Annotated in this window: 21 protein-coding genes; 7 read left to right on the top strand and 14 right to left on the bottom strand. The window is 38.5% G+C overall.

The window, feature by feature from the left end; genetic code table 11:
• Positions 1-311: 311 nt before the first annotated feature.
• Together EJK17_RS07170 and EJK17_RS07175 are read right to left on the bottom strand one after the other, a co-directional pair.
• On the bottom strand, positions 312-2,018 hold the full coding sequence (locus EJK17_RS07170; RefSeq protein WP_103662069.1) for a glycoside hydrolase family 3 N-terminal domain-containing protein: 1,707 nt from the start codon (positions 2,016-2,018) through the stop codon (positions 312-314).
• Positions 2,019-2,110: 92 nt separating this feature from the next.
• Positions 2,111-3,352: a metallophosphoesterase family protein gene (locus EJK17_RS07175; RefSeq protein ID WP_103662068.1), complete on the bottom strand. Its 1,242-nt coding sequence runs from the start codon at positions 3,350-3,352 to the stop codon at positions 2,111-2,113.
• A gap of 436 nt (positions 3,353-3,788) precedes the next feature.
• Between EJK17_RS07175 and EJK17_RS07180 the strand changes: the two genes are divergently transcribed.
• Positions 3,789-5,012 carry an MFS transporter gene (locus tag EJK17_RS07180; RefSeq protein ID WP_201738269.1) on the top strand — a complete coding sequence of 408 codons (1,224 nt, stop codon included), beginning with the start codon at positions 3,789-3,791 and terminating at the stop codon, positions 5,010-5,012.
• 67 nt (positions 5,013-5,079) lie between these two features.
• Here EJK17_RS07180 and EJK17_RS07185 read toward each other — a convergent pair whose 3' ends face one another.
• From EJK17_RS07185 to apf, 5 genes are all read right to left on the bottom strand, one after another.
• Positions 5,080-5,583, bottom strand: coding sequence for a nucleoside 2-deoxyribosyltransferase (locus tag EJK17_RS07185; RefSeq protein WP_103662067.1), 504 nt, complete (start codon positions 5,581-5,583; stop codon positions 5,080-5,082).
• 40 nt (positions 5,584-5,623) lie between these two features.
• Positions 5,624-6,625, bottom strand: a complete 1,002-nt coding sequence (add, locus tag EJK17_RS07190; protein WP_103662066.1) for an adenosine deaminase — start codon at positions 6,623-6,625, stop codon at positions 5,624-5,626.
• A 191-nt stretch (positions 6,626-6,816) separates the two neighbouring features.
• Positions 6,817-8,118, bottom strand: coding sequence for an extracellular solute-binding protein (locus EJK17_RS07195; protein ID WP_103662065.1), 1,302 nt, complete (start codon positions 8,116-8,118; stop codon positions 6,817-6,819).
• Positions 8,119-8,342: 224 nt separating this feature from the next.
• A complete protein-coding gene (locus EJK17_RS07200) occupies positions 8,343-9,164 on the bottom strand; it encodes a hypothetical protein (RefSeq protein WP_103662064.1) in 822 nt (273 codons plus the stop codon).
• A 162-nt stretch (positions 9,165-9,326) separates the two neighbouring features.
• Positions 9,327-9,986: an aggregation-promoting factor gene (gene apf / locus EJK17_RS07205; protein ID WP_103662063.1), complete on the bottom strand. Its 660-nt coding sequence runs from the start codon at positions 9,984-9,986 to the stop codon at positions 9,327-9,329.
• 239 nt (positions 9,987-10,225) lie between these two features.
• On the opposite strand from apf, the gene EJK17_RS07210 reads away from it, so the two are divergent.
• The 4 genes from EJK17_RS07210 to EJK17_RS07225 all read left to right on the top strand — a co-directional run bounded on the left by EJK17_RS07210 (position 10,226) and on the right by EJK17_RS07225 (position 12,118).
• Complete coding sequence (locus EJK17_RS07210) at positions 10,226-10,564, top strand: hypothetical protein (RefSeq protein WP_103662062.1); 339 nt, start codon at positions 10,226-10,228, stop codon at positions 10,562-10,564.
• Between the two features lie 117 nt (positions 10,565-10,681).
• Entirely contained in the window at positions 10,682-10,966 is a 285-nt protein-coding gene (locus EJK17_RS07215) for an HU family DNA-binding protein (protein ID WP_103662061.1), read from the top strand.
• 80 nt (positions 10,967-11,046) lie between these two features.
• On the top strand, positions 11,047-11,472 hold the full coding sequence (locus EJK17_RS07220; protein ID WP_103662148.1) for a PAS domain-containing protein: 426 nt from the start codon (positions 11,047-11,049) through the stop codon (positions 11,470-11,472).
• 67 nt (positions 11,473-11,539) lie between these two features.
• Entirely contained in the window at positions 11,540-12,118 is a 579-nt protein-coding gene (locus tag EJK17_RS07225) for a L,D-transpeptidase (protein WP_103662149.1), read from the top strand.
• 30 nt (positions 12,119-12,148) lie between these two features.
• On the opposite strand, the gene EJK17_RS07230 is transcribed toward EJK17_RS07225, so the two are convergent.
• On the bottom strand, positions 12,149-13,021 hold the full coding sequence (locus tag EJK17_RS07230) for an alpha/beta hydrolase (RefSeq protein ID WP_201738270.1): 873 nt from the start codon (positions 13,019-13,021) through the stop codon (positions 12,149-12,151).
• Between the two features lie 137 nt (positions 13,022-13,158).
• Here EJK17_RS07230 and EJK17_RS07235 point away from each other — a divergent pair, with 137 nt between their 5' ends.
• Positions 13,159-13,977, top strand: a complete 819-nt coding sequence (locus tag EJK17_RS07235; protein ID WP_103662150.1) for a site-specific integrase — start codon at positions 13,159-13,161, stop codon at positions 13,975-13,977.
• A 22-nt stretch (positions 13,978-13,999) separates the two neighbouring features.
• Here the strand turns inward: EJK17_RS07235 and EJK17_RS07240 are convergent, their stop codons facing one another.
• The gene (locus EJK17_RS07240; RefSeq protein WP_127796303.1) at positions 14,000-15,958 is read right to left on the bottom strand and encodes a molybdenum ABC transporter ATP-binding protein; all 1,959 of its coding nucleotides are present in this window, start codon (positions 15,956-15,958) and stop codon (positions 14,000-14,002) included.
• A gap of 202 nt (positions 15,959-16,160) precedes the next feature.
• Between EJK17_RS07240 and pepV the strand changes: the two genes are divergently transcribed.
• Positions 16,161-17,558 (top strand): dipeptidase PepV, encoded by a 1,398-nt coding sequence (gene pepV, locus EJK17_RS07245; protein ID WP_103662152.1) that lies wholly within the window; start codon positions 16,161-16,163, stop codon positions 17,556-17,558.
• Positions 17,559-17,640: 82 nt separating this feature from the next.
• Here the strand turns inward: pepV and EJK17_RS07250 are convergent, their stop codons facing one another.
• From EJK17_RS07250 to EJK17_RS07270, 5 genes are all read right to left on the bottom strand, one after another.
• Positions 17,641-17,946 (bottom strand): hypothetical protein, encoded by a 306-nt coding sequence (locus tag EJK17_RS07250; RefSeq protein ID WP_103662153.1) that lies wholly within the window; start codon positions 17,944-17,946, stop codon positions 17,641-17,643.
• Positions 17,947-18,054: 108 nt separating this feature from the next.
• Positions 18,055-18,570: an N-acetyltransferase gene (locus EJK17_RS07255; protein ID WP_103662154.1), complete on the bottom strand. Its 516-nt coding sequence runs from the start codon at positions 18,568-18,570 to the stop codon at positions 18,055-18,057.
• 114 nt (positions 18,571-18,684) lie between these two features.
• Complete coding sequence (locus tag EJK17_RS07260; protein WP_103662155.1) at positions 18,685-19,359, bottom strand: dihydrofolate reductase family protein; 675 nt, start codon at positions 19,357-19,359, stop codon at positions 18,685-18,687.
• Between the two features lie 161 nt (positions 19,360-19,520).
• The gene (locus EJK17_RS07265) at positions 19,521-20,183 is read right to left on the bottom strand and encodes an NAD(P)H-binding protein (RefSeq protein WP_103662156.1); all 663 of its coding nucleotides are present in this window, start codon (positions 20,181-20,183) and stop codon (positions 19,521-19,523) included.
• A gap of 15 nt (positions 20,184-20,198) precedes the next feature.
• Entirely contained in the window at positions 20,199-21,059 is an 861-nt protein-coding gene (locus tag EJK17_RS07270) for an aldo/keto reductase (protein WP_103662157.1), read from the bottom strand.
• Positions 21,060-21,203: the final 144 nt, after the last annotated feature.

The following is a 21,203-nucleotide window of genomic DNA, read 5'->3' on the forward strand; positions in this document are numbered from 1 at the left end:
TTATTTTTATCTGTTAAAGGTACAATATCGTGTTTATCGTTCATAAAATTTGCCTCCTCAAAATTGATAAGACAAGTATAGGACGAAAGAAAAGGAGAAGATAGGTACTTCAGTTTTTGACGCTTACTATCGTTCATAAAATTTGCCTCCTCAAAATTGATAAGACAAGTATAGGACGAAAGAAAAGGAGAAGATAGGTACTTCAGTTTTTGACGCTTACATTATACGAAAGCATTGTCCTTAAGAGAAATAATTAAGGGCAAACAAAAAGAACAACTCAACTGCTAAAAAAGTTGAATTGTTCTTTTTCATTATTTACTTTGTAAAACAACTAATAAATCACGATAACCAGAAATCGCAACGTCAATATTCTGCGAACTCTTAGTCAATGGGACTTGAGCACTGAACTTACCGTCCTTACCAACAACAGCGGAGGTAATTTTCTTACCAGTATTGGCATCAAGATAGTTAACAGTTAAAGAACCTTCAGCGCCGCTATCTGGTACTTGCCCAGAAATAGTTGCCTGCGTGTGCTTCTTATTGTAAGAAACTGAATCAAGCAAGAAACTATCAACGCTATTACCAGTTTTAGCTTTTACTGCTAAGTTAACACCCACAAAGTCAGGACTAGTTAAGAAGTAACTTTGAACTTGCGGTTTTTGCGCTAAAGTCAAAGTAAATTTACCCTTGCGATCAGCCTTGACGCTCTTAACAACCTGATTATTGCTGTTATCACGCAAAGTGATTTTGGCATTCTTCTTTGCCTGACCAGCAATGGTTGCTTGACCATTATGATATTTAACACTCTTTAAGCTGAAGAATGACCGCTTATCTGGTTTAACCTTTAAGTCAGCTGCTGATAACAAATGCAACTTGTTTTTCATAGTCAAAATCCGCTTAACTGAAGCATTGATTTGACTTTCAGAAATTTGCTTCTTCTTCACTGCCTTGGCAATGGCTGCTATCCCACTCCTGTAATTAGCGGACATGATCATATCATTGCCTGCCTTAACTGCTAAAACATCAGCATTAACATGGTGCTTCTTAGCGAAGTTCTGAATGGCACCCATTTCCATGGCGTCAGTGACCACTACACCGTTAAAGTGACAATTTTTACGCAGCAAAGTGTTCATTTTCTTAGATAAAGAAGCTGGATACTTAGGATCAATCTTGTCATAAATGACGTGCGTGACCATGACCGCATCAGCACCTTTATTAATGCCGACTTTAAATGGCAAAGCATCTTGCTTCAAAATGGCAGCCTTGCTCTTCGTTACATGAGCAAAACCGGTATGGGTATCAGCAGCATCCCCATAACCTGGGAAGTGCTTCAAAGTCGCTGCCACATAGTGATCATGTTGCCAAGCTGGCACAACTTGCTTAATATAATCAGCCACGGCCTTGTAGCTCTTCTTACCCTTGACGCCACCGAAGCCACGTTGATAAATAAAACTCTCCGGATCGTCACTATAATCAGCATCTGGGGCAAAATTCCAGTTAATCCCTAATTGATGTAGCAAAGTGGCATTCTTTTTAGCATAATTAACTGCCGCCTTCATGCCGCTACCAGTACTGCTATCTTCTGCATTCTGATATTGCTCGCGTGGGAACTTAAATTGATCGCCATTTTGCTTCACTAAACCGCTATGAGTTAAACGTGATACTTGGCCACCTTCTTGGTCGATCCCGATTAATAACGGAATTTTACTGTCTGTTTGATAATTGGCAATTTTATGAGCAAATTGCTTTTGAGTTAAATCAGCTAAATCGGCATCATAAACGATGTAGCCACCCAAGTTGTACTTCACCGCATCTTTTTCGGCTTGACCCAAATTTTGCGGTGTTCTGGCGATAAACATTTGCCCAATCTTATCATTGAGACTAGCATGTTTAAGATATTGATTAATTTGACTGTTACTTACTTGTTTACTAGTTTTGGCCCGCACGGTTAAGCTAAAACAACTTGCTAAAGTTGCTCCTGCTACCAGCGCTAAGGCAATTTTTCTAAAACGATGCATCAAAGCGTCCTTTCTGAAATTACAGAATTAGTTTTCCTTCATGATAACAGATAACGTCTTAGAAATAAGCATTGAAACAAAATGGTAACAGATTAATCATTAAATTGAATTTTTACTTGTTGGCTATCTTGATCGACATCAAGTAATGACTGGAGATAATTTTTTAATTCTGGCATAGCAGTCGTCAAAACTTGATAACCTGGTGAGTGGAAAAACTCAGCTTTTTGTTCTGCGCTATAAAAACTATGACCCGTGAAAAAGTTCCAGTGCAGGCGATTGATTAATTGTTGCGCTAATTGAAGATCATGAGGCGTGGCAAAACGATTAACTGATTTAGCAAGCATTTTTTCGTTACTTTCATTAAAGACGGCTCTTAAATATGTCCGAAAGTCCGCAGCTGGGATTTTTTCTTTTTCTTCATCAGTTAAACAAGGCATAGCATCAAAGCTATAGTGTTGATACGTCAATTCGCTCGGCGTGAGACTAATGACTCCATAACCTTGGTCAGTCATGGCAAAACAAGAACTAGCAACTTCCACACTAGGACAATTCTTTTCCGGTCCAGTAATGTTTGGGGCATGAATATGTCCTGAAAAAACAGCTTGAACTTGGTACTTCTTAAATAAAGCCTGCACTTCCTCGGCATTATCCAAGACATAACCACCATGGACCACATCATTATGTTGATACAGATTATGGTGCATGAAAAAGAGGACATGTTTCTGCTGCCTTTGCGCATCCTTTAATTCATTTTCAATCCAAGCCAGTTCCGCAGATGGAATTCGGCCATTGGTAATCGGATGAGTTAACGAATAACGATCGCCATAGATATTGGAATCGGCCATGATCAGGCGGTAATCTTGATTTAAATTCACACTATAGGCTAAAGATGATGAATCTTGATGGTAAGCGACTTGATAACTATCCGCAAAAATCTCTTTCCAAGCCTCCTGACTGATTTCATCAACGCGAATTTCGGTTGCACCTGAGAATTTTCTCGCCCAGCCATCATAAATGTCATGGTTACCTGGTAAAACCAGAAAAGCAATTTGCTGATCAGTCAACGGTTTAAAAATTTCAGCCAATTTCTCGGCTGAAGCCTTGGCGCCATTAAAAGTTAAATCGCCAGTAATCACCACTGCAGTTGGCTTAGCTGCCACTACTTTTCTAACAAAGGCTTTTAAAGCTAACTCTTGGTAGACCAAATCCTTACCTGCACTGGTATCCTTCATCCGCTGAAACGCACTACCATCATCATGTAAACTATCCGCAATTAAATGCGTATCTGAAAGAAGCCAAACTGATGCTTGACGGTCTGATGTTAATTCCTGCATACACTCCATCCTTTCGTCTAACATTCTAATTATAGTTCACTTTTGTTAATTACATGATAGTAGTGCTTCTACAGTTCTGAGCAAAATTACCGTTCTGTCTGTAAAAAGCAGCCAACTTCATAGGTCGTATTGTTAGCCCTTTCATTTTAAGAGACTATAATAAAAGCTGAACTTACTGAGTTTTTTTCTTCAATAGAATTAAATGATAGCTAATGAAATCCTTCTAACGATAGATCAAAACCAACAGATAATCCATTTTTGAACATGCGATCAGTAAGTTCACTTTTTGCAACTCACGCCTTGAGTTACCATTCTTTTTAGCGTCCAGATAATTTCTGGGCGCCTTTTTGGTATAACTTTATATTTTCTTAAAACATTAGTAATTCATTATTCTTTATAATATAGAAGTTAAATTTTTAGAAAGTTGAGTACAGAAATGAAAACTAAAAATTCTTTCTATCCTTGGTGGATCTTTATTGTTTGTTGTTTAATTTCGATGATTGGCTTCGGGCTAATCGTAAATACGATCGGCCTTTTCTTTGGCCCGATCAGTAGTGAATTCCAGGTTGGTCGTGCAAATGTGGCTTTGATGACTACTTTACAGAATGCCGCTGCCGCAATTGCCTTGATTTTTGCCGGTAAAATCATGGAAAAAATCAACTTGCGTTGGTTATTAACTACTTGTTTTGCCTTAATCGCCTTGAGCATGTTAAGTTTGGCCTTTGCCAGCTCCTTGATTCATTTTTATCTAGCATGGATCATCATCGGCATCTGTCAGCCCATTGCCATTACCCTGTCCATTCCAGTCTTACTTAGTAAATGGTTCAATCAAAAATTGGGCACGGTTATGGGGATTGCCCTGGGACTATCGGCTTTTGGCGGTACGATTTTCAATCCAATTATCGCAGAAATCATTAAACAAACCGGTTGGCGCGGAGGCTTTATTGCCGAGGCCGCTTTAATGGGGTTAGTATTAACGCCATTAGCCATGTCAATTAAGCCAGCACCAACTGCTAAATATCCTGCTTTCGGCCAAGCTAAAACGGCTCATCAACAAAAAGTTTTAACAGGATTAACTTTAAAAGATGCTCGTAAAACTACGATCTTTTACGCCCTAGCCTTTGCCATGATTGCCCTGCAATTTGTTTCTGGCTCGGTGCAACACATTTCAGGACACATCACCAGCTTAGGCATTTCGCCAATTACTGCCGCCACCGTTGTTTCAGGCGTCATGATTGGCGCAGCCATTGGCAAAATCTCCATCGGTTATTTGCTAGACCGCTTTAATGCTAAAGTAGTACTATTCCTTTATTCAATCCTTGGCATTATTGGTTGGTCTGGCCAAGCCATGCTTAAAGACAGCAAGCTTTTAATCATCAGTGCTTTAATTTTAGGTTTGGGCCAAGGGGTTTGTTTAGTGGCCTTACCATACCTAATCCGCCAAATTTTTGGTGAAAAAGACTACAGCAATATCTTGTCAGTCATCAATATGCTAGGGGCCTTTGCCATGTCAGCCTCGGTTTACCTAGTTGGTCTCTTCTTTGATCAGACAGGCTCTTATAACTTAGGTTGGCTGATTAACGCTGCAGCCTATGCCTTGAGTTTCATCGCGCTTATGTTAACGCTGAAGAAAAACATTAATACTAAATTTAGAAATTGAATTAGCAGAATAATAAAAAGCATCCCTCTGTGAGAAAACCCTCACTGAGGATGCTTTTTTGCTTGCGTTAATAAATACCGTAACCTCTAACCGGATCAGCTGGACATTCATTGAAATCATAATCAGCTAAACGGTCAAATTCTGTATTGCCATCGATGATGGTTGTCACACCCTGTGCAATCATCAAGTTCATCTTCTTTTCTTTCTCAGGATGCTCAGTGAATGGGACGAGGACAACTGGTTTATGCATGGCCCGCATGAAGCCAATTTCAAAAGCTGAACCATCATCAAGTTGATCCATATCATACAGAAAGACCCCACAGCTGGCATTAACAATCCCTGTTAAATCGTTTTGATAAGTTGCATCGCGCCAAACCATCGAACGAATGCCACCAATTTCAGGATTTTCTTCATCAGGATCAGTAAAGCCGGCATCAAATGGGAAAAAGATATGAGCAATGCTAGGATTCTTGGTCAATAATTTCTTAGCTTTGGCTGCTCTTTCCCGTTGCGCATCGCTGTAAAAAGGTGAACCCAAATAGATTTTACCGGTTGGTACTACTGCTTTCATATTGATTCCTCCATAAAAAGTTTGTTTTATTCTACCATATCTAGATTAACGATAATAATCTTTCTTTTTCTCTGGCTGAACAAAAGGCAGCGTTAACAGCATTCAGATATAACTGTCTCTCATCTTGCCGAGTTAAGCCCGTTTTTTCTTCTAATAAATCATATTCATGAGGTAAGTTAATGTTAGAAACGGTCATATCATCTGAATTAAGCGTCACCTTCACGCCCTCATGCAGCAAACGTCTAACTGGATAATGATCTAGTTGATCAAAGACTTTGGTATTTAAATTAGACGTGGCACAACATTCTAGCGTAATTTTGTCTGCAATTAACTTATCTACCAATGCTTGATCTTCAATACAGCGAATCCCATGCCCAATGCGTTTGGCACCTAAAGCCAAAGCTTCTCTAATCGACTCCGGTCCCATGGCTTCGCCAGCATGAATCGTAAAGGGCACTTGCGCAGCTCGTGCTTCTTGAAAAAGAGCAGCATATTGACGAATCGCAAACTCAAGCATTTCCGCACCAGCTAAGTCTAGTCCGCTCACTCCTTGACCCAAAAACTTTTTAGCAATTGTCACTGTTTCCTGATTAGCCTCATCATTGCCTTTTAAGCGCATCAAGCATAGTAAAAAAGTGGCATGTAAATCTGGTGAAGATGAACTTTGCTCTTTCTGCCAAATTAAAAACTGGTCTAAGCCGGAAATCACGGCGCGTACAACTTCTTCCTGAGTTAATCCTTGCTCAGTATGAAGCTGGGGCGCAAAGCGAATTTCGACGTAGACCAGTCCTTCTCTTTTTAATTTTTTTAGCAGCTCAAACGTAATTAAGCGCAAGTCAGCAGCCGTTTGCATCAAATTCACGGCAAACGAAAACTTTTCCAAAAATTCATTCAAATCATGGCACTGCGGACTTACTGACAATTTTTTCCGCAAACTAGCAGCCTCAAGCATTGGCATCTCATGCTTGATCATTAATTCTTTGATTGTGTCAACTGGAACTGAACCATCCAAATGGAGGTGCAGATCAATCAGTTTTTTCATTCTATCCACCCTTTTCCAAAAGATATTAAATTGTTCTTATTCTAGCATATTTTTTGGAAAAGTTAAGTAGAAATTTTGTTTTTTTAATTAGTTTGAGAAAATTACTTAAATTAGGGATCAATATTGTTCGTCTTTTAAGCAAAAGAAAAAGGCTGATCTAATTGATTCAACCTTTGCTCTATTTAAACACTTTATTGCTTCCAAGCAGCATCAAATTTAGCCTTACCATTGGTAATTGCGCTATTTACATTTTGACCCTTTTGCGCTGCTGAAAGGATGTTTTGCATAATACTGTTCAATTGAGAATATGCAGCATTGGAGTTCTTTTCAACTGGAACACTGTACAAGTTCCTCATTGCGTCGTGTAACTTAGCTGGCATCTTGATTTGAGTATTGTTGATGTATGACTTGTCATCAAGAACCTTGTTGTTAACTGGGATGTAACCAGTAGCCATAGCCCACTTAAGTTGACTTGATTCAGAAGTTAAGAACTTCATGTACTTGAAGGCAGCTGCTTTTTGCATTGCGGAAGCATGCTTGAACATGTAAATGTCAGTACCTTGTTGCATGGTGTATTTACCAGGACGAGCAGCAACATCGTAAGTAAATCTGTTGCCGACACCTTGCTTAACGAAGCCTTCACCGGCAGAAGTACCAATGAACATCGCAACCTTTTCATTAGCAAATGGACCTGATAAGTAGTGTTCTGAACCAGCTACTCTGAAGTAACCCTTCTTGATACCATCTGCGTAGTAGTTGATGACTTTCTTAGAAGTAGCACCGCTGAAGTTGATCTTGTCTGAGAAGTTGACGCCTTCATCCTTCATGCCAAGAGTGTAGTAGTTGGATAATGAGTCAAATCCAGCACCAACAACCTTGTGGTTACTCTTCTTGTAAATAGTTTCTGAAACTTGCTTCAACTCTTCCATGGTAGTTGGAACTTTCTTGATGCCATACTTCTTAAACATGGTCTTGTTGTAAGTTAAAGCTTCAATTGACTTGTTAAATGGAATACCATATTGAACACCGTTAATTTTGGCACCGTCTAAAAGTTCAGTTCTAATATCTGATGCTTTTACGCTACCCCAACCAACATTCTTGTTGTTGATGTATGGCTTTAAGTTAACCAGCATCTTGTTTTGAGCAGCATTCCAAAGCCAGCCTGGATAAGCTTGGGTAATTGTTGGCAAATTGTTTGGTGATTGCAAAGTTGAGTTGATCTTAGCTTGCAAATCAGTATAAGCACCTTGATTTTCAAGCTTGATGGTGATGTTAGAATTCTTCTTTTCAAAATCCTTAGTCAAACTTTGCAAAGTCTTTTGTTGGACACCCGTCATCCCATGCCAAAATACAACTGTTGTCTTCTTACTAATCTTAGCTGGAATCTTGTCACTACTTGATGACGAATTTGACTTATTATTCGAGCAAGCAGCAGTACCGATTAAAGCAAGACCAGCAACAGCAAATGTCATTAACTTTTTACCAAGTCTCATGAAAAATCCTCCAAAAAATATTTTCAAAAATTGTTGTTTAGACACTAATTATTGTATCACGTATTTTATTTACTACAACATCTTGTATTTTATCTAAAATATGGTATTAGCTAGTCAATTTAGATTTGCAACTTCTAAACTTGCATTATTCAAAAGCTTGCCACATCAAAAAAACTGACTTCGACCCAAAATCGAAATCAGTTTTTGAAAAATATTTTTATTTTTTACTTTAAGCTGCTCAACATCTTCAAAGCAGTTTCAGTGTCATGAGCCTTAAGTTGGTAAATGTTCTTACCATTTTGCCATGCAATAGTGGTGTTCAAAGAACCTTCGCTGTCGCCAACAACGACATGTAAGTTACCCTTGCTTGAAGTTTGTGGGACATTGTATTGGTTAACCAAACTCAAAACTTCCTTAGCGCGCTTAACTGGATCTTGCTTCAAAACACTACTTGCTTGAATGACAAATGACCAGTTACCTTGGTTCCATTGTACATACTTTTGACCAGCAGCACCTTGAGTAGTAGCAGTTGTGTTACTATCCAATTTAACCGTTGGCAAGCCTTTTTGTTCTGGTGAGTAGTTAATCAAATCGTCTGAATCTTGACCATTCTTAACTTCCTTCAAAACTGCAAATGGCTTTTCATTTTGCACACTATCAGCATTAAATTCAGCGGCACTATTACCAACACTGTAGTAAACAGTATTCGTGTTGCCTTCAGTAGTGTAACGAACGTTTAAGTGATCAGAACCGGTGCCTAAACCGTCATTAGTTGGCAAAAGCATACCTGGCAAAGCGTCGCGCAATTTTGCAGTTAACTTAGCCATGCGGTCATGCTCAGGAGCTTGAGATGAAGGTTTCTTGTCTTTATCTGAAGATGAGCTAGAAGCTGCAGAACTTTGACTTGAAGAATTCTTCTTTTGGACTTGTGAGCTTCTAGCCTTACTTGATTGAGAACTGCTTTGACTACTATTGTTATTAGAACATGCAGTTAATGATAAAGCTAACAATACAGCGGTTGCTGTAATACCAAGTTTGTTTTTCATAGAAATAAAACTCCCTTAATAATCTAAATCTTGCTTTTTTCTTATTATACCAAATGTTAAGCCGACTTTTCACAAAGTACGGCCTCTTAATTGATAATTAAGAATTTTAGGTAAAAATTAAACGGTTCATTGTTCATGAGCCGTTTAACTTGTTTTTTTATTTTAGTACCAACCGTTTGCTTGCCAGAAACTCTTAGCAGCAGTCCATGAGCCGTAGCGACTAGCAACATACTTATCGGCTGCCTTTTCTTGGTTAGCAGCTGAGTAGTCACCACCTAAGTATGATGAAGAAAGTTGGTATTTACCGATGTATTGTCCATTTCTGGCAGCATATGAACCACCAGATTCTTGACCAGCAATCCATGCCTTAGCAGCTGCTTCTGAACCGGTAACGTTTGATGTATAGCTTACTTTGCGGACAGGAGCTTGACTAACTGCTTGGTAATTTTGATAGTTTTGACTTTGACCTTGAACTTGTTGAGTTTGGGTAGTTTGACTAGTTTGGTTTTGTACAGCGCTAGTTGTTTGAACTGGTACCTTAACCCATTGGTTCTTACCCAAGTCGTACCACTTGTTACCTTGGGCGTCATAAGCAGTCTTGATGACTTTCCAGTCAGTATTTGCAGCTAAGACTTGACCAGTAGCTGCTGGATTTTCGTAACTATTATAAACAGTAGTGGCAACATGAACTCGGTAAACAGCTGCATCATTTGCAACAACGGCAGCTTGAGCATCATGATTAGTAGTATTAAGTGCAGCTGCACCAATTACAGTAAAAGCAGCGGCAGCAATGGTTTTAGTTAAAATAGATTTTACTTTCAAAAAAATTCTCTCCTTAAGTTTGGCATCGTTTAATTGCCAGATTTAAATTCGTATTTTTTAATTTATGCTCCATATCATACCGGGTAATTATTGCAGCTCCATTGCGTCTAGATCACTAAAATATTAAGAAATGTTGCGTTTGTTGTAATAAACTGTAACGAATGTAACAGTCGATTTTTAAATTTTACTCGCATTCTGAGCGCTGTTTCAGTACAATAATTAGCAATGGAGGCGATATTTTGAGTACTTTTGCCATCACTAACTTAATCATCTTAGCCGTAATCTGGTTAATCATTTTTTACTTTGTCTTAACTTTTAACCGCAAAGTCGACAACTTATACATGCAATTACAACCTTTGTCTAAGAAAAGTGAAAATTTCATGCGCGGCTACACTTTCTTAGAATCTTATTCAATTAGTTGGATCGTTGGCCTGATTATTTTTAAATACCTGATCTGTCCAATACGAAACATCAATCCAAATAGTATTTCTCGCCAAATTTGGATCGGAATCTTCATTTTTATTGCGATTGAAATTATTGGCGGCATTATTTCTGTCCGTTTTATCAAAAAAAGTTAAAATTTTCCTATCAAATCAAGCATTGACGGTTCCAAACTATGAAAGTTAATGGTACAATTAGTTCACGTATGGAGCACTAGTAATAGCGCTCACACATGAAGAAAGAGGTTTTTTAAAATGGCATCAGTAAATAAAGCTGAATTAGTTAAAGAAATTGCTGAAAAGACTGACATGAAGAAGAAGGACGCAGAAGCTGTTCTTTCATCAGTTATGTCAACTATTCAAGAAGAATTAGTTAAGGGTAACAAGGTACAACTTATTGGTTTTGGTACTTTTGAAGTTCGTCACCGTGCAGCTCGTAAGGGCCGTAACCCACAAACTGGTAAAGAAATTACTATTCCTGCAACCCAAGTTCCTGCATTCAAGCCAGGTAAGGCTTTGAAGGAATCAGTTAACAAGTAATTGTTTAACTAAAATAAATGGACATCCCATTTGGGGTGTCTTTTTGTTTAGTCTTAAAAAAATAACGATAGGAAAAAATCATGAATGAAGAGATTAAATTAAAAGGTGGGCATCTTGGTTTAGCTGAATTAAACGCAATTTTTACTACCATTCCCCAAGAATTTGACGTATTAGATGAAAATGATGTAGTTGTCTGGTCATCGATGAATGAGCATCGCCTCTTCCCTCGCACTGAAAAAGATATTGGTAAGACTGTCTATGAAGTTCACCCAGGTCATTCTCAAGGCCGGGTTAAGGCCGTTTTGCAACAAATGCATGAGGGTAAACGAGAATCGATTTCCATTAATATTCATAAAAACAACATTCCAGTTAACATTTCTTTTTATAGCTTGCATGATGATAGCGGCAAGTATTTAGGTTGCGTTGAAGTTACTCAACCGACGAAGAATTACCAAGAAAAAGGTAGTAAGTGGCGCAACATTAAGAATATGATTTTTAAGAAGTAGGAAAATTCTTCAAATCACCAGGTATTTAGGCTTATAATAGTAAAAACAAATTTCTGGAGAGATCACAATGAAGCATAATTTTAAGTCATTAATCATTGCTTTAACCTTGGCCATCAGTGTGCCAGTAGTGGCCCAATCAACTGCTACTGTTCAAGCTGCAAAGGCTAAAAGTACCAAGCCATATAAAGATCCTAAGGACATGCGGACCAAAAATTACTGGAAAAAAGCCAGTGAAAAGAAGTCCTACCCTAACTTACGCAAAGTTAAAAATTTAAACTTGCGGGTTTCTATCTTAGGTGACCGGACTTATGTCCGCTCTGGCAAAAAGGTGCTTTATACCATGCATTCCTCAGCAGGTAGAATTGTTAATGGCAAAAGTTTAACGCCAACTGGTACTTACTACACCAATGGCTACCATCCAGCTCGTTTTTCTTCTGGACTTTATCCAGTCGGCTGGATTGGCCAATTGTACTTGTTCCACTCCGTGCCAACTCATACTTGGTCCAACAAGTTCATTATTAAAGAAGCACATAAATTAGGTAAGAAGCCAGCTAGTCATGGTTGCATTCGTCTTTCAGTAAAGGACGCAAAGTGGCTTCATGATCACGTGCCTTACCATACTAAAGTCATTATTAATTATCGGTAGAAAAAAGGATGAGACTAGGTCTCATCCTTTTCATTTCCACAAAAATTTCACCACAGCTGCTTCAACCTGGTCATTATTCGGCAAACTACCATGATCAGATTTGACACCTGTAATTTTTAGCTCTTGGTAATTCTTCCCTGCCACTAAATATTTCAGTGACTGGGAAGAAATATTCTTCACAACACCATCGCCGCCATTACCAACATCCCCGATCACATTTAGCACTTGGACGGGATGCTTCTCGTAAATCGGCCGCACTTTTAACATTTGCTTATAAGTGGCGTTCATCTTATTTGGCTTGCCATTCTTATCAATTTTCATTCCTTTTGGTTCACGAAAACCTGGCGGCAATTCCTTAAAGTAAGCACCATTAAAATGGCCAGCAATATTCACTTGCTTAACTAAGCGTGGCATCTTCTGTCGATTACCATTTTGTAATTGATAATAAATAATCGACACATTGCCTAACGAATAACCAATCATATTGACCTTGCGAATATCATATTTCTTTTGCAAGGTCTTAACGACATTGCTGGCATAAGTGCCATTACGCGAAAAGTTCGGTTGCACATTATCCTTATAAGTCACCATCACAATTGAGTTCTTGGCGTTTTTCTTAATTTTACCAATTAGCTTAACCTTGCCTTGATCATTCACATTGGCGCGGATCACACTGTTAGTCACCCCTGCTTTTTTAGCAGCCTCGACAATTGGTCGTTCATTTTTATAACTTCCCATTAGGCCGTGAAAATACAGGGTAACGGGATCTTGAAACTTGGGCTTTTTAGCTGTTTGATGAGTTTTAAGTCGGTCACTAGTATCCTTTTTAGTTGAGCTAACTGAACAAGCGGTTAAGCACAGTGGTACTAGCATTAATAGCCATAATTTAAGATATTTCTTCATGATAAGAAAAGCATAGCCGAAAAGTGCCACAAACGCAATGAAATTGCAGTTTTGCCCTATACAAATGTCTCAAAATCGTTATATAATTGTTTTAGTAACAATTTATATAAATCAGTAGATTAAACGAGGTGAAAAAGATGAAATATCCTTATGAAAATGAATTCTTTGCTTATTGCAAAAATGAGAAAAAGTATACTGACCGGACCATGTTAATTGTGACTAAATCAGTCGCTAGTTTTTGGAATTATTATCAAAATGGCGCTGATGATGCGACGCTCGATAATATTCAAGCAACTGATATTCAAAATTATCTTAACAGTCTTGAGACTAATTTAGGCATGAAAAAGAATACGATTAACAAGTACATCAGCCACCTGAAGGTCTATTTCACCTTTCTTTACAGCCATCACCTGATTAAAAACTACCCTGTCATTGAAATTAACGGTCGCCGCTTCAACCGCAAGCATATCTATGTGATCAACTGGATGGACAAATTACCGCAAATTGCCCAGATTGACGGCATTCATCCCGAAACAGTTAAAATGATGCTGGCGATCGCCCTAGGTTACTTACCGGATGAGGTCTTGAAGCTCCGTTATAGCGACGTTTATTCCAAGATTAACAGCTATGAACTCAGACAATATTTGAAAAACCATACTAATTTTACTAACGGGGATGATCCCTATATTCTGGGTAAAAAATTCGGTGGCTATTATGCTTCTGACTTCCACCTGTCGCGGCGGGCTGAACCGGACCGTAAGTTAATTGGAATGGATATTACTTTGCAGAACTTGCGCTTAAGTTTTGTTTATTCAATCTTGTCTCGTGAAGACATGACGGATAAACAATTACAGCAAAAGTTGAAAGTCAATGCGAAAACATTGTTTTATTACCGGCAAAATATGATGCGGTATAACATCTTAAAAGAATTCGAATTGCCAAATAAAGAGGAGTAGGCTGAAGCTACTCCTTTTTTAATTATCTAACTTTAAAACTAGTAATTGCCTTAGTTGAAATAATCACCTTTTCACCACTCTCTGCCGCAATTACATGCAAGAAGTGATTACGATATTTGTCCCGAGCACTCGCCTCAATTACTTGATCAGCCTCTTCCAAACTACTGAATTCATCAATCAAGAAACTGCCATCAAAAGTCTCAATTTCAAGTGTAACTGTCGTCTTCTTCTCAACTTGAGTTTGCTTGACAGTTGTCTTAGTAACACTTCTCTTTTGCGGAGCTGGCAATGATTTAACCTCTTTCGGCCGCTCCAAGAAGGCAATTTTAACATCTTTATCTCTTGGAATTTCCCGCTTAACCAAGACTTCGCTCTTCTTTGGCAAAGCCTGCTTAACCGCTTTTGCTGCCTTGAACATTTGGTAAACTTTCGGTCCATACAAGTTAACCTTGTAGTGAAAACCATTCAATGGTAAATAATTAGCTGCTTTAATCTGATTACGTACTTCATCTAGGCTTAACTTAAAGGTTTGAACAAAATCATCTTCACTATAAACATTCAAATCCTTCTTAACTGTCAAAATTGAGTGCGGATCTTGCGCTGCCAATAATTCCATTAAGGTCTTCCAAGCAGTTAAGTCATATTTACGCCCATCCTCTTCTTTGGCCGGCGTAATTACACCTTGCTCGTAAGCTGAGGTAATAATCCCATCAGTCACGCCAAAACGTATAGCTAATTCGTGTTCAGTCAAAAGACGCTCCGGTTTAATTTCTTCAATTTCTTTTTTGATCTCCTTAACGTGAATTCCGCGCGCCAAGGCCCAGTTTTGATAGTTCATAACCAAACTAGGATCGCTACCTTCAGACGGAGTCTTCCACATTAGGTAGCCTAAGAAAGTATTCGGAAATTCTGGTAACGGATGGTATTCATGCGCTGTTACCAAATTGAACTTTTCAATGGTGCCAAAGAGATAATTCGAGTCTGGATTAGACTTGCTTTCAAAAGTGACCTCATCATTAGGTAGCAACTCGCCCATCTTTTTCATTTCTTGCGTGTAGGGCAAAACTACCTTGGCAGCAACCAACCGGTGGTGTTCATTCACCACATTTTTTAATTGCAGCTGCGGAATCCGGTAACTAACCGTCTTCGACTTAGCGGCATGAATCTGATCAACTTCGGCATGATACTTGTTTAAAGTGGATGGCACTAATGGCAAGACACTATCTGAAGAATGTCGTTGAACTTCTTCAAGGCGTTCACGATAACGCTGGTAGCGACTAGGTTGATAACGCGTTTCGACATGTCCTGGCTCCTGCTCAAAGGCCGTCAAAGACTTCGTTTCTTGGTACTCAGCCCAGGCCCGTTCACTTGCACTTGAGTTATCAATCTCTAAGACCCAATCATCTTGACGATCATAATTGCCAACTAAAGTTTCTGGTCGGTCTTCTCCTTTATAAATTCCAGCTCGACGAATAATGGTTGTCCCTAAGCCATACTTATTTTGCCCGTAACGCAGAATTTTACTTTTACCTTCGATCAGGTCACCAATACCTAACTTCTGCTTCTTAGCTTTAATATATTTAACATTTTCTAAATTTAACCAGACATGGTAGTCAAGTAACTCCTTAAAATCACCAGTCGTTAGTTTATCGATTAAAATATCACCGTTTAAATTATCTGCCGCATTGGGTAAGGTTAAATCACTGAGCACCCCAATCCAGTGTAGCCAGTCATCAGCTTCGTAATAGGGCTTTAATCTAATATGTTGCGAAAATGGGTGTTTTAATTTATTCAAAACTTCTTTGACATTTTTGCGCCTGACTTTATTAAATTGCGCTGTCTCATTTTCTCTGGTTAATTCACTAGTCTTCACATAATTAATTTGGAGTTGGTCATCTTGCTTATCATTAATCTCCGGCTCCTGCGCTCGCTTAACTTCCCGTCTTTGATGCAATAATTGTTTTAATTTTTTCCGTTTCATCTTTCATCACTATCTTTTTTTACTTAATCCAATCATCTAAAAATATATTCAATTCTGCCTCTATCATAGACCTTTAGCACGGAAAAAGCTTAAGAAATGCAATAATAGTTATTTTATTTAATTGAACATATCACTTTCTTTTAGTTAGTGATCTATGCTAAAATTTTAATCAAAGATTAATTTTGCAGAATCGAGGAATAACATGGAATTAGATTACAAAAAATTAGCCGCTGAAAAGAAAGACGACATTTTACGCGATCTTGGTGAATTGATTGCGATCGACTCATCTGAAGACTTAAATAATACTTCTGCTGAATATCCCGTCGGTCCTGGTCCTGTTAAGGCAATGAAGAAATTTCTGTCATTTGCTGAGCGGGATGGTTTTCATATTAAGAACGTTGACAACTACGCTGGCCGCGTTGACTTTGGTGAAGGTGACGAACGTTTAGGGATTATCGGTCACATGGACGTGGTGCCAGCTGGGGATGGCTGGAAGACTGATCCGTTCAAGATGTTGATCCAAGACGGTAAAATCATCGGTCGTGGTTCAGCTGACGACAAGGGTCCTGCTCTTGCTGCATATTACGGTATGCTTTTACTTAAAGAAGCAGGCTTCAAACCAAAGAAGAAGATTGACTTTGTTGTTGGGACTAACGAAGAAACTAACTGGGTTGGGATTAACTACTACTTGAAGCATGAACCAACTCCAGACCAAGTTTTCTCACCAGACGCAGAATTTCCAATTATTAACGGTGAGCAAGGAATTTACACCTTAACCTTAACTTTCAAAGATGATCCTACTACTGGCGCAGTTAAGTTACTCAGCTTTAAGGCCGGAATTGCGGAAAACGTTACTCCACAAAAGGCTTACGCTACTATTTCTGCTGCTAATCTCAATGAAATTAAAGACCAATTCGATCAATTCATTCAGGATAATAAGTTAGAAGGACAATTTGAAATTGATGGTGAAACAGCCAAACTTGAAGTAACCGGTCAAGGCGCTCACGCTAGTGCACCACAAGTTGGTCGCAATGCTGCCACTTTCTTAGGCTTGTTCCTTGATCAATTAGACTTTGCTGGCCGCGATAAGAATTATGTTCACTTCTTAGCCGATGTTGAACACGAAGACTTCCAAGGTAAGAAGTTAGGTGTCTTCCACCATGATGACTTGATGGGTGATTTATCTAGTGCACCTAGTGTCTTCACTTACGAAGCTGACGGTGAAGCAGTTATTAAGGACAATATTCGTTATCCTCAAGGAACTGATCCTGACAAGATGGTTAGCCAAGTTAATGAGAAGTTCGGTGACATGTTAACTGGTTCATACGATTCCTTCGAAGAACCTCACTATGTTCCTGGCGATGATCCATTGGTACAAACTTTGCTTAAGGTTTATGAACATCAAACTGGTAACAAGGGTCACGAAGTTGTGATCGGTGGTGGTACTTATGGACGTCTCTTTGAACATGGTGTTGCTTACGGTGCTCAACCTGAAGATGCACCAATGGTGATGCACCAAGCTAACGAATACATGAAGGTGGACGACTTAATCAACTCCATCGCCATTTACGCTGAAGCAATCTATGAATTAACTAAATAATACATAACTTTATATTTATAAAAATATTTATCTTTATCCATATAAAAAGGGAAACTCGTTTTTGCAACGGTTTCCTTTTTTGTTACATATTTTGAACGACATAATCTGCTAAGCTGTCGTTTAGTCGCTCAACAAATTCTAACTGATCACAGTTCAGGGTATCTTGCATGTGCAAGCAAATTGTCCCCTTAGTTTTGGCATTACTTGGCATAAGCAAGTGATGGCCATTTTTACATACTTCATTATCGATTTTTTCAGCAATCGGTACGACTTTAATTAAAACCTGAATTCCTCGTACAACTACTGGTGTAGAAATTACTAAATATCTTTGTCTAGAAAAATGGGTTTTCACGATGGTCCCTGGACGGAACTTTGAGCTATCTATCATACTGTATCGTATCCTTTCTCAGCAGGTGACATTATGTCATGTTTTAATAAGTATAGCATGATAGATAAATGAAACAAAAGAAAAAAGGCTTAATAGTAAGCCCTTTCATTAGATGCTCAATTCAAAAGCAATCCGAGAAGGATCAATTGGATCATCAACTTCAATTGTTCCGCGCTCGACAAAACCATTGCTAGTGGCCAAGTGTTGCATTACTTCATTCTTTCTAAAGGTATCAATTCTAAAATTGTGAATCCTTTCAGCAATTTGCAAGGAAATTAGATTGGAGAAGAAGAAATTAGCTAAATGCATCCCGCGGTAGTGACTGCTCAAAGCCATCCGGTGAATGGTAGTATAAGGATCTTGCTCGTTCTGCCACTCGCCTTTAATTACTTGATAAGTTGGTTCAATCCCAGCAATAGCTGCTGCATAACCTGCTATCTGGTGGTCCACACATAAGACGTAACCAACATTAGCAGCAATATCGTCAGCAATTGTTCTAATGTTTGGATACCCACTTTGCCATTGCGGACTGCCCGCATCTTTCAAAAACTTCTTCGCATCGGCAATAATGGGCATGATTTGATCAAGGTCATTTTTGGTAGCTCTTCTGACGTAAATTAGCATTTTTACAATTCCATCCCTATTCTGATTAGACTTGTAATAAGGATAGCATATTTTTATTTAATAGATTGACCGATTTGATATGCCTCTTCTGCATGTTTAGCTAACTTACTACCTCTATTTCACTAAATATCTCAGCCAAACGGCACCATCTTCAAATGACTTAACACTCTTCAATTTAAGAGCTACTGGTTGGTCACTATCCAAACCATCAAAGACCGCTGGCTGGCCACTCCGACCATCAACACCAGGTCCAATTACCAAACTAATTTCATCAATTAACTTAGCTTTCACAAAGCCACCGTTGATATGACCGCCACCGACTACAGCAACCCGTTCAACTCCAAACTTATCAGCTAAAATTTCCATTGCACGTGATAAATCGATGTGCTTTTCGCCTGTAGCAATCCAGGAAATATGTTTTTCATCTAAGTAGGACAAATATTCTTTACTTGCTTGCTGACTAGTAAGTACAAGATGCGGAAAATCATTATCACTGTCATCATTCCACATTAAGGTACCTTTGGTATCGGTGATAATATTGTAAGAATTAGCTTGCTTGTTAATTGCGAAATCTTCATGACCAAGCGGTTCATTATTTTTGGCAACAAATTTTTCGTCATTCGATAACTCTGTCTCTGCAGTAACACGTCCGCTAGTTCGGCTAGGTGCGTCTAACGCATCCAAGCTAGCGTAATATGCATCATTACCTGCAAGTTGCGCGGTCATGGCACAATCAATCCGACCATCGATTGAACTCATCATGTGACAAATAATATATGGCTTATTCATTTTTTCTCCTTATTAACTTCTTATCTCTATTTCTATTATCTACGCACAAATCATTAATATCCAATATTCATTGATTAACCCCAAGCATAACTTTTTATTATGAAAAATCACGCCAACATCGTGACGTGATTTTAGGGTTTTCAACGATTTAAAAGAATTTTTTAGTATACCGGTCTTGGTGACCCATCCGTTGCAGGATCCGCAAAACCAATACTTTCATGATTCCACTTATTTGGATCTTCAATGATTTTGGTAATCACATCAGCTACACTCTTACGGGATGCAGAAACACCAACGTATTTTTCACCTTTATGAGTAATCGTGTAATTAGTGTCATTACGATCATTGAGCCAAGCAATGCGAAGAACGGTGTAATCCAAGTCGGAATTTTCGACATATTTAGCTGATAAAACGACTGGGCTACTCTCATCAACATGTCCACCAAAGCACATATTGCGATTGAATTCGCCAAAAGCACCAGGAACTTCATCATAAATACCCAAAATATTAGAAGAAATAAGACGCTTAACCCCTTCTTCATCCATCACCTTAATTACTTTTTGGGTTAATTCAGCCCCAGCTCCATGTTCAACAAAAGAAACATAAAAAATATCTTGCCCATGAATTGCTTCTTTCAAGGCATGTTCGTCATTAGCATCCCCATCAATAATGGTCACTTGCGGATTCCCCTCTAAATTACTTAACCGACTAGAGTTACGCAAAAGTAAAGTTAAGTGAACTTCTGGATCATTATGCAAAATATTATGTTCTACTAAACGAGCAATCTGACCGTTTGCTCCAATAATTGCAACATTTTTCGTCATGAATTTTTTCCTTTCTTAATTACGTAAAGCTTTCAAGCTTGAACCAAAGATACTTTCAATTGCAGCCGGATCACGATGATCAAAGAATTGACTTTCATGCTTATCCAAACTTGCCATCGTTTGCATATCTTCACTACTCAATTCAAAATCAAAAACATCAAAGTTTTCGGCGATTCTTTCTTCGTGGACTGATTTTGGAATTACTACAATTCCGCGTTGTAATAACCAACGTAAAATTACTTGACCATTAGTCTTGCCATACTTTTGACCAATTTTAGCAATCGTTTCGTTAGTAAAAATACCATGCTTACCTTCCGCAAACGGTGCCCAAGCTTCAGTAACGATGCCTTCTTGATGATTGAAGGCAATATCGTGATCTTGCTGGAACCATGGTGAAACTTCGATTTGGTTAACAGCTGGTTTGACCTTGCTCATTAACTCTAAGTTCTTTAATTGATCTGGATAAAAGTTTGAAACACCAATTGATTTAATTTTGCCAGCTTGTTGTGCTTCTTCCATTGCTCGCCAAGCCCCAGCAATATCACCATATGGTTGATGCAATAAGTAAAGATCCATGTAGTCTAAACCAAGCTTATTTAAGGAATCATCAATTCCCTGTTTAGCTTTTTCATAAGAAAAATGATCTACCCATAATTTTGAAGTGACAAAGAATTCTGAGCGATCAATGCCGCTATTTTTAATGACCTTACCCACTGCAGCTTCATTCATATAAGCAGCAGCAGTATCAAAGAGGCGATAGCCAGTGTTAATAGCAGCAGTAACTGCTTCTTCAGCTTGATTTTGATCCATGATTTGAAAGACACCAAAGCCAAGTTGCGGCATTTTATTACCATCGTTTAAAGTTACGTATTGCATTTATTTTTCCTCCGTTTGTTTGTATTAGTTTATCTTCTCTTATGGTTAATTCTTTCTGGTACTCTTTTTGGTTGACTAGTACCAACCGCTAAGAATAATCCGGCTAAAAGAACAATAATTGCGATTACTTGTGACATAGTTTTT

The sequence above is a fragment of the Lactobacillus xujianguonis genome (assembly GCF_004009905.1).
GTDB classification, from domain to species: Bacteria; Bacillota; Bacilli; order Lactobacillales; family Lactobacillaceae; genus Lactobacillus; species Lactobacillus xujianguonis.

What these genes read in the sequence shown, in the direction of transcription:
- EJK17_RS07170 (WP_103662069.1), bottom strand. Translation starts at nt 2,018, where the DNA reads ATGCATCGTTTTAGAAAAATTGCCTTAGCGCTGGTAGCAGGAGCAACT.
- EJK17_RS07175 (WP_103662068.1), bottom strand. Translation starts at nt 3,352, where the DNA reads ATGCAGGAATTAACATCAGACCGTCAAGCATCAGTTTGGCTTCTTTCA.
- EJK17_RS07180 (WP_201738269.1), top strand. Translation starts at nt 3,789, where the DNA reads ATGAAAACTAAAAATTCTTTCTATCCTTGGTGGATCTTTATTGTTTGT.
- EJK17_RS07185 (WP_103662067.1), bottom strand. Translation starts at nt 5,583, where the DNA reads ATGAAAGCAGTAGTACCAACCGGTAAAATCTATTTGGGTTCACCTTTT.
- add (WP_103662066.1), bottom strand. Translation starts at nt 6,625, where the DNA reads ATGAAAAAACTGATTGATCTGCACCTCCATTTGGATGGTTCAGTTCCA.
- EJK17_RS07195 (WP_103662065.1), bottom strand. Translation starts at nt 8,118, where the DNA reads ATGAGACTTGGTAAAAAGTTAATGACATTTGCTGTTGCTGGTCTTGCT.
- EJK17_RS07200 (WP_103662064.1), bottom strand. Translation starts at nt 9,164, where the DNA reads ATGAAAAACAAACTTGGTATTACAGCAACCGCTGTATTGTTAGCTTTA.
- EJK17_RS07215 (WP_103662061.1), top strand. Translation starts at nt 10,682, where the DNA reads ATGGCATCAGTAAATAAAGCTGAATTAGTTAAAGAAATTGCTGAAAAG.
- EJK17_RS07220 (WP_103662148.1), top strand. Translation starts at nt 11,047, where the DNA reads ATGAATGAAGAGATTAAATTAAAAGGTGGGCATCTTGGTTTAGCTGAA.
- EJK17_RS07225 (WP_103662149.1), top strand. Translation starts at nt 11,540, where the DNA reads ATGAAGCATAATTTTAAGTCATTAATCATTGCTTTAACCTTGGCCATC.
- EJK17_RS07230 (WP_201738270.1), bottom strand. Translation starts at nt 13,021, where the DNA reads ATGAAGAAATATCTTAAATTATGGCTATTAATGCTAGTACCACTGTGC.
- EJK17_RS07235 (WP_103662150.1), top strand. Translation starts at nt 13,159, where the DNA reads ATGAAATATCCTTATGAAAATGAATTCTTTGCTTATTGCAAAAATGAG.
- EJK17_RS07240 (WP_127796303.1), bottom strand. Translation starts at nt 15,958, where the DNA reads ATGAAACGGAAAAAATTAAAACAATTATTGCATCAAAGACGGGAAGTT.
- pepV (WP_103662152.1), top strand. Translation starts at nt 16,161, where the DNA reads ATGGAATTAGATTACAAAAAATTAGCCGCTGAAAAGAAAGACGACATT.
- EJK17_RS07250 (WP_103662153.1), bottom strand. Translation starts at nt 17,946, where the DNA reads ATGATAGATAGCTCAAAGTTCCGTCCAGGGACCATCGTGAAAACCCAT.
- EJK17_RS07255 (WP_103662154.1), bottom strand. Translation starts at nt 18,570, where the DNA reads ATGCTAATTTACGTCAGAAGAGCTACCAAAAATGACCTTGATCAAATC.
- EJK17_RS07260 (WP_103662155.1), bottom strand. Translation starts at nt 19,359, where the DNA reads ATGAATAAGCCATATATTATTTGTCACATGATGAGTTCAATCGATGGT.
- EJK17_RS07265 (WP_103662156.1), bottom strand. Translation starts at nt 20,183, where the DNA reads ATGACGAAAAATGTTGCAATTATTGGAGCAAACGGTCAGATTGCTCGT.
- EJK17_RS07270 (WP_103662157.1), bottom strand. Translation starts at nt 21,059, where the DNA reads ATGCAATACGTAACTTTAAACGATGGTAATAAAATGCCGCAACTTGGC.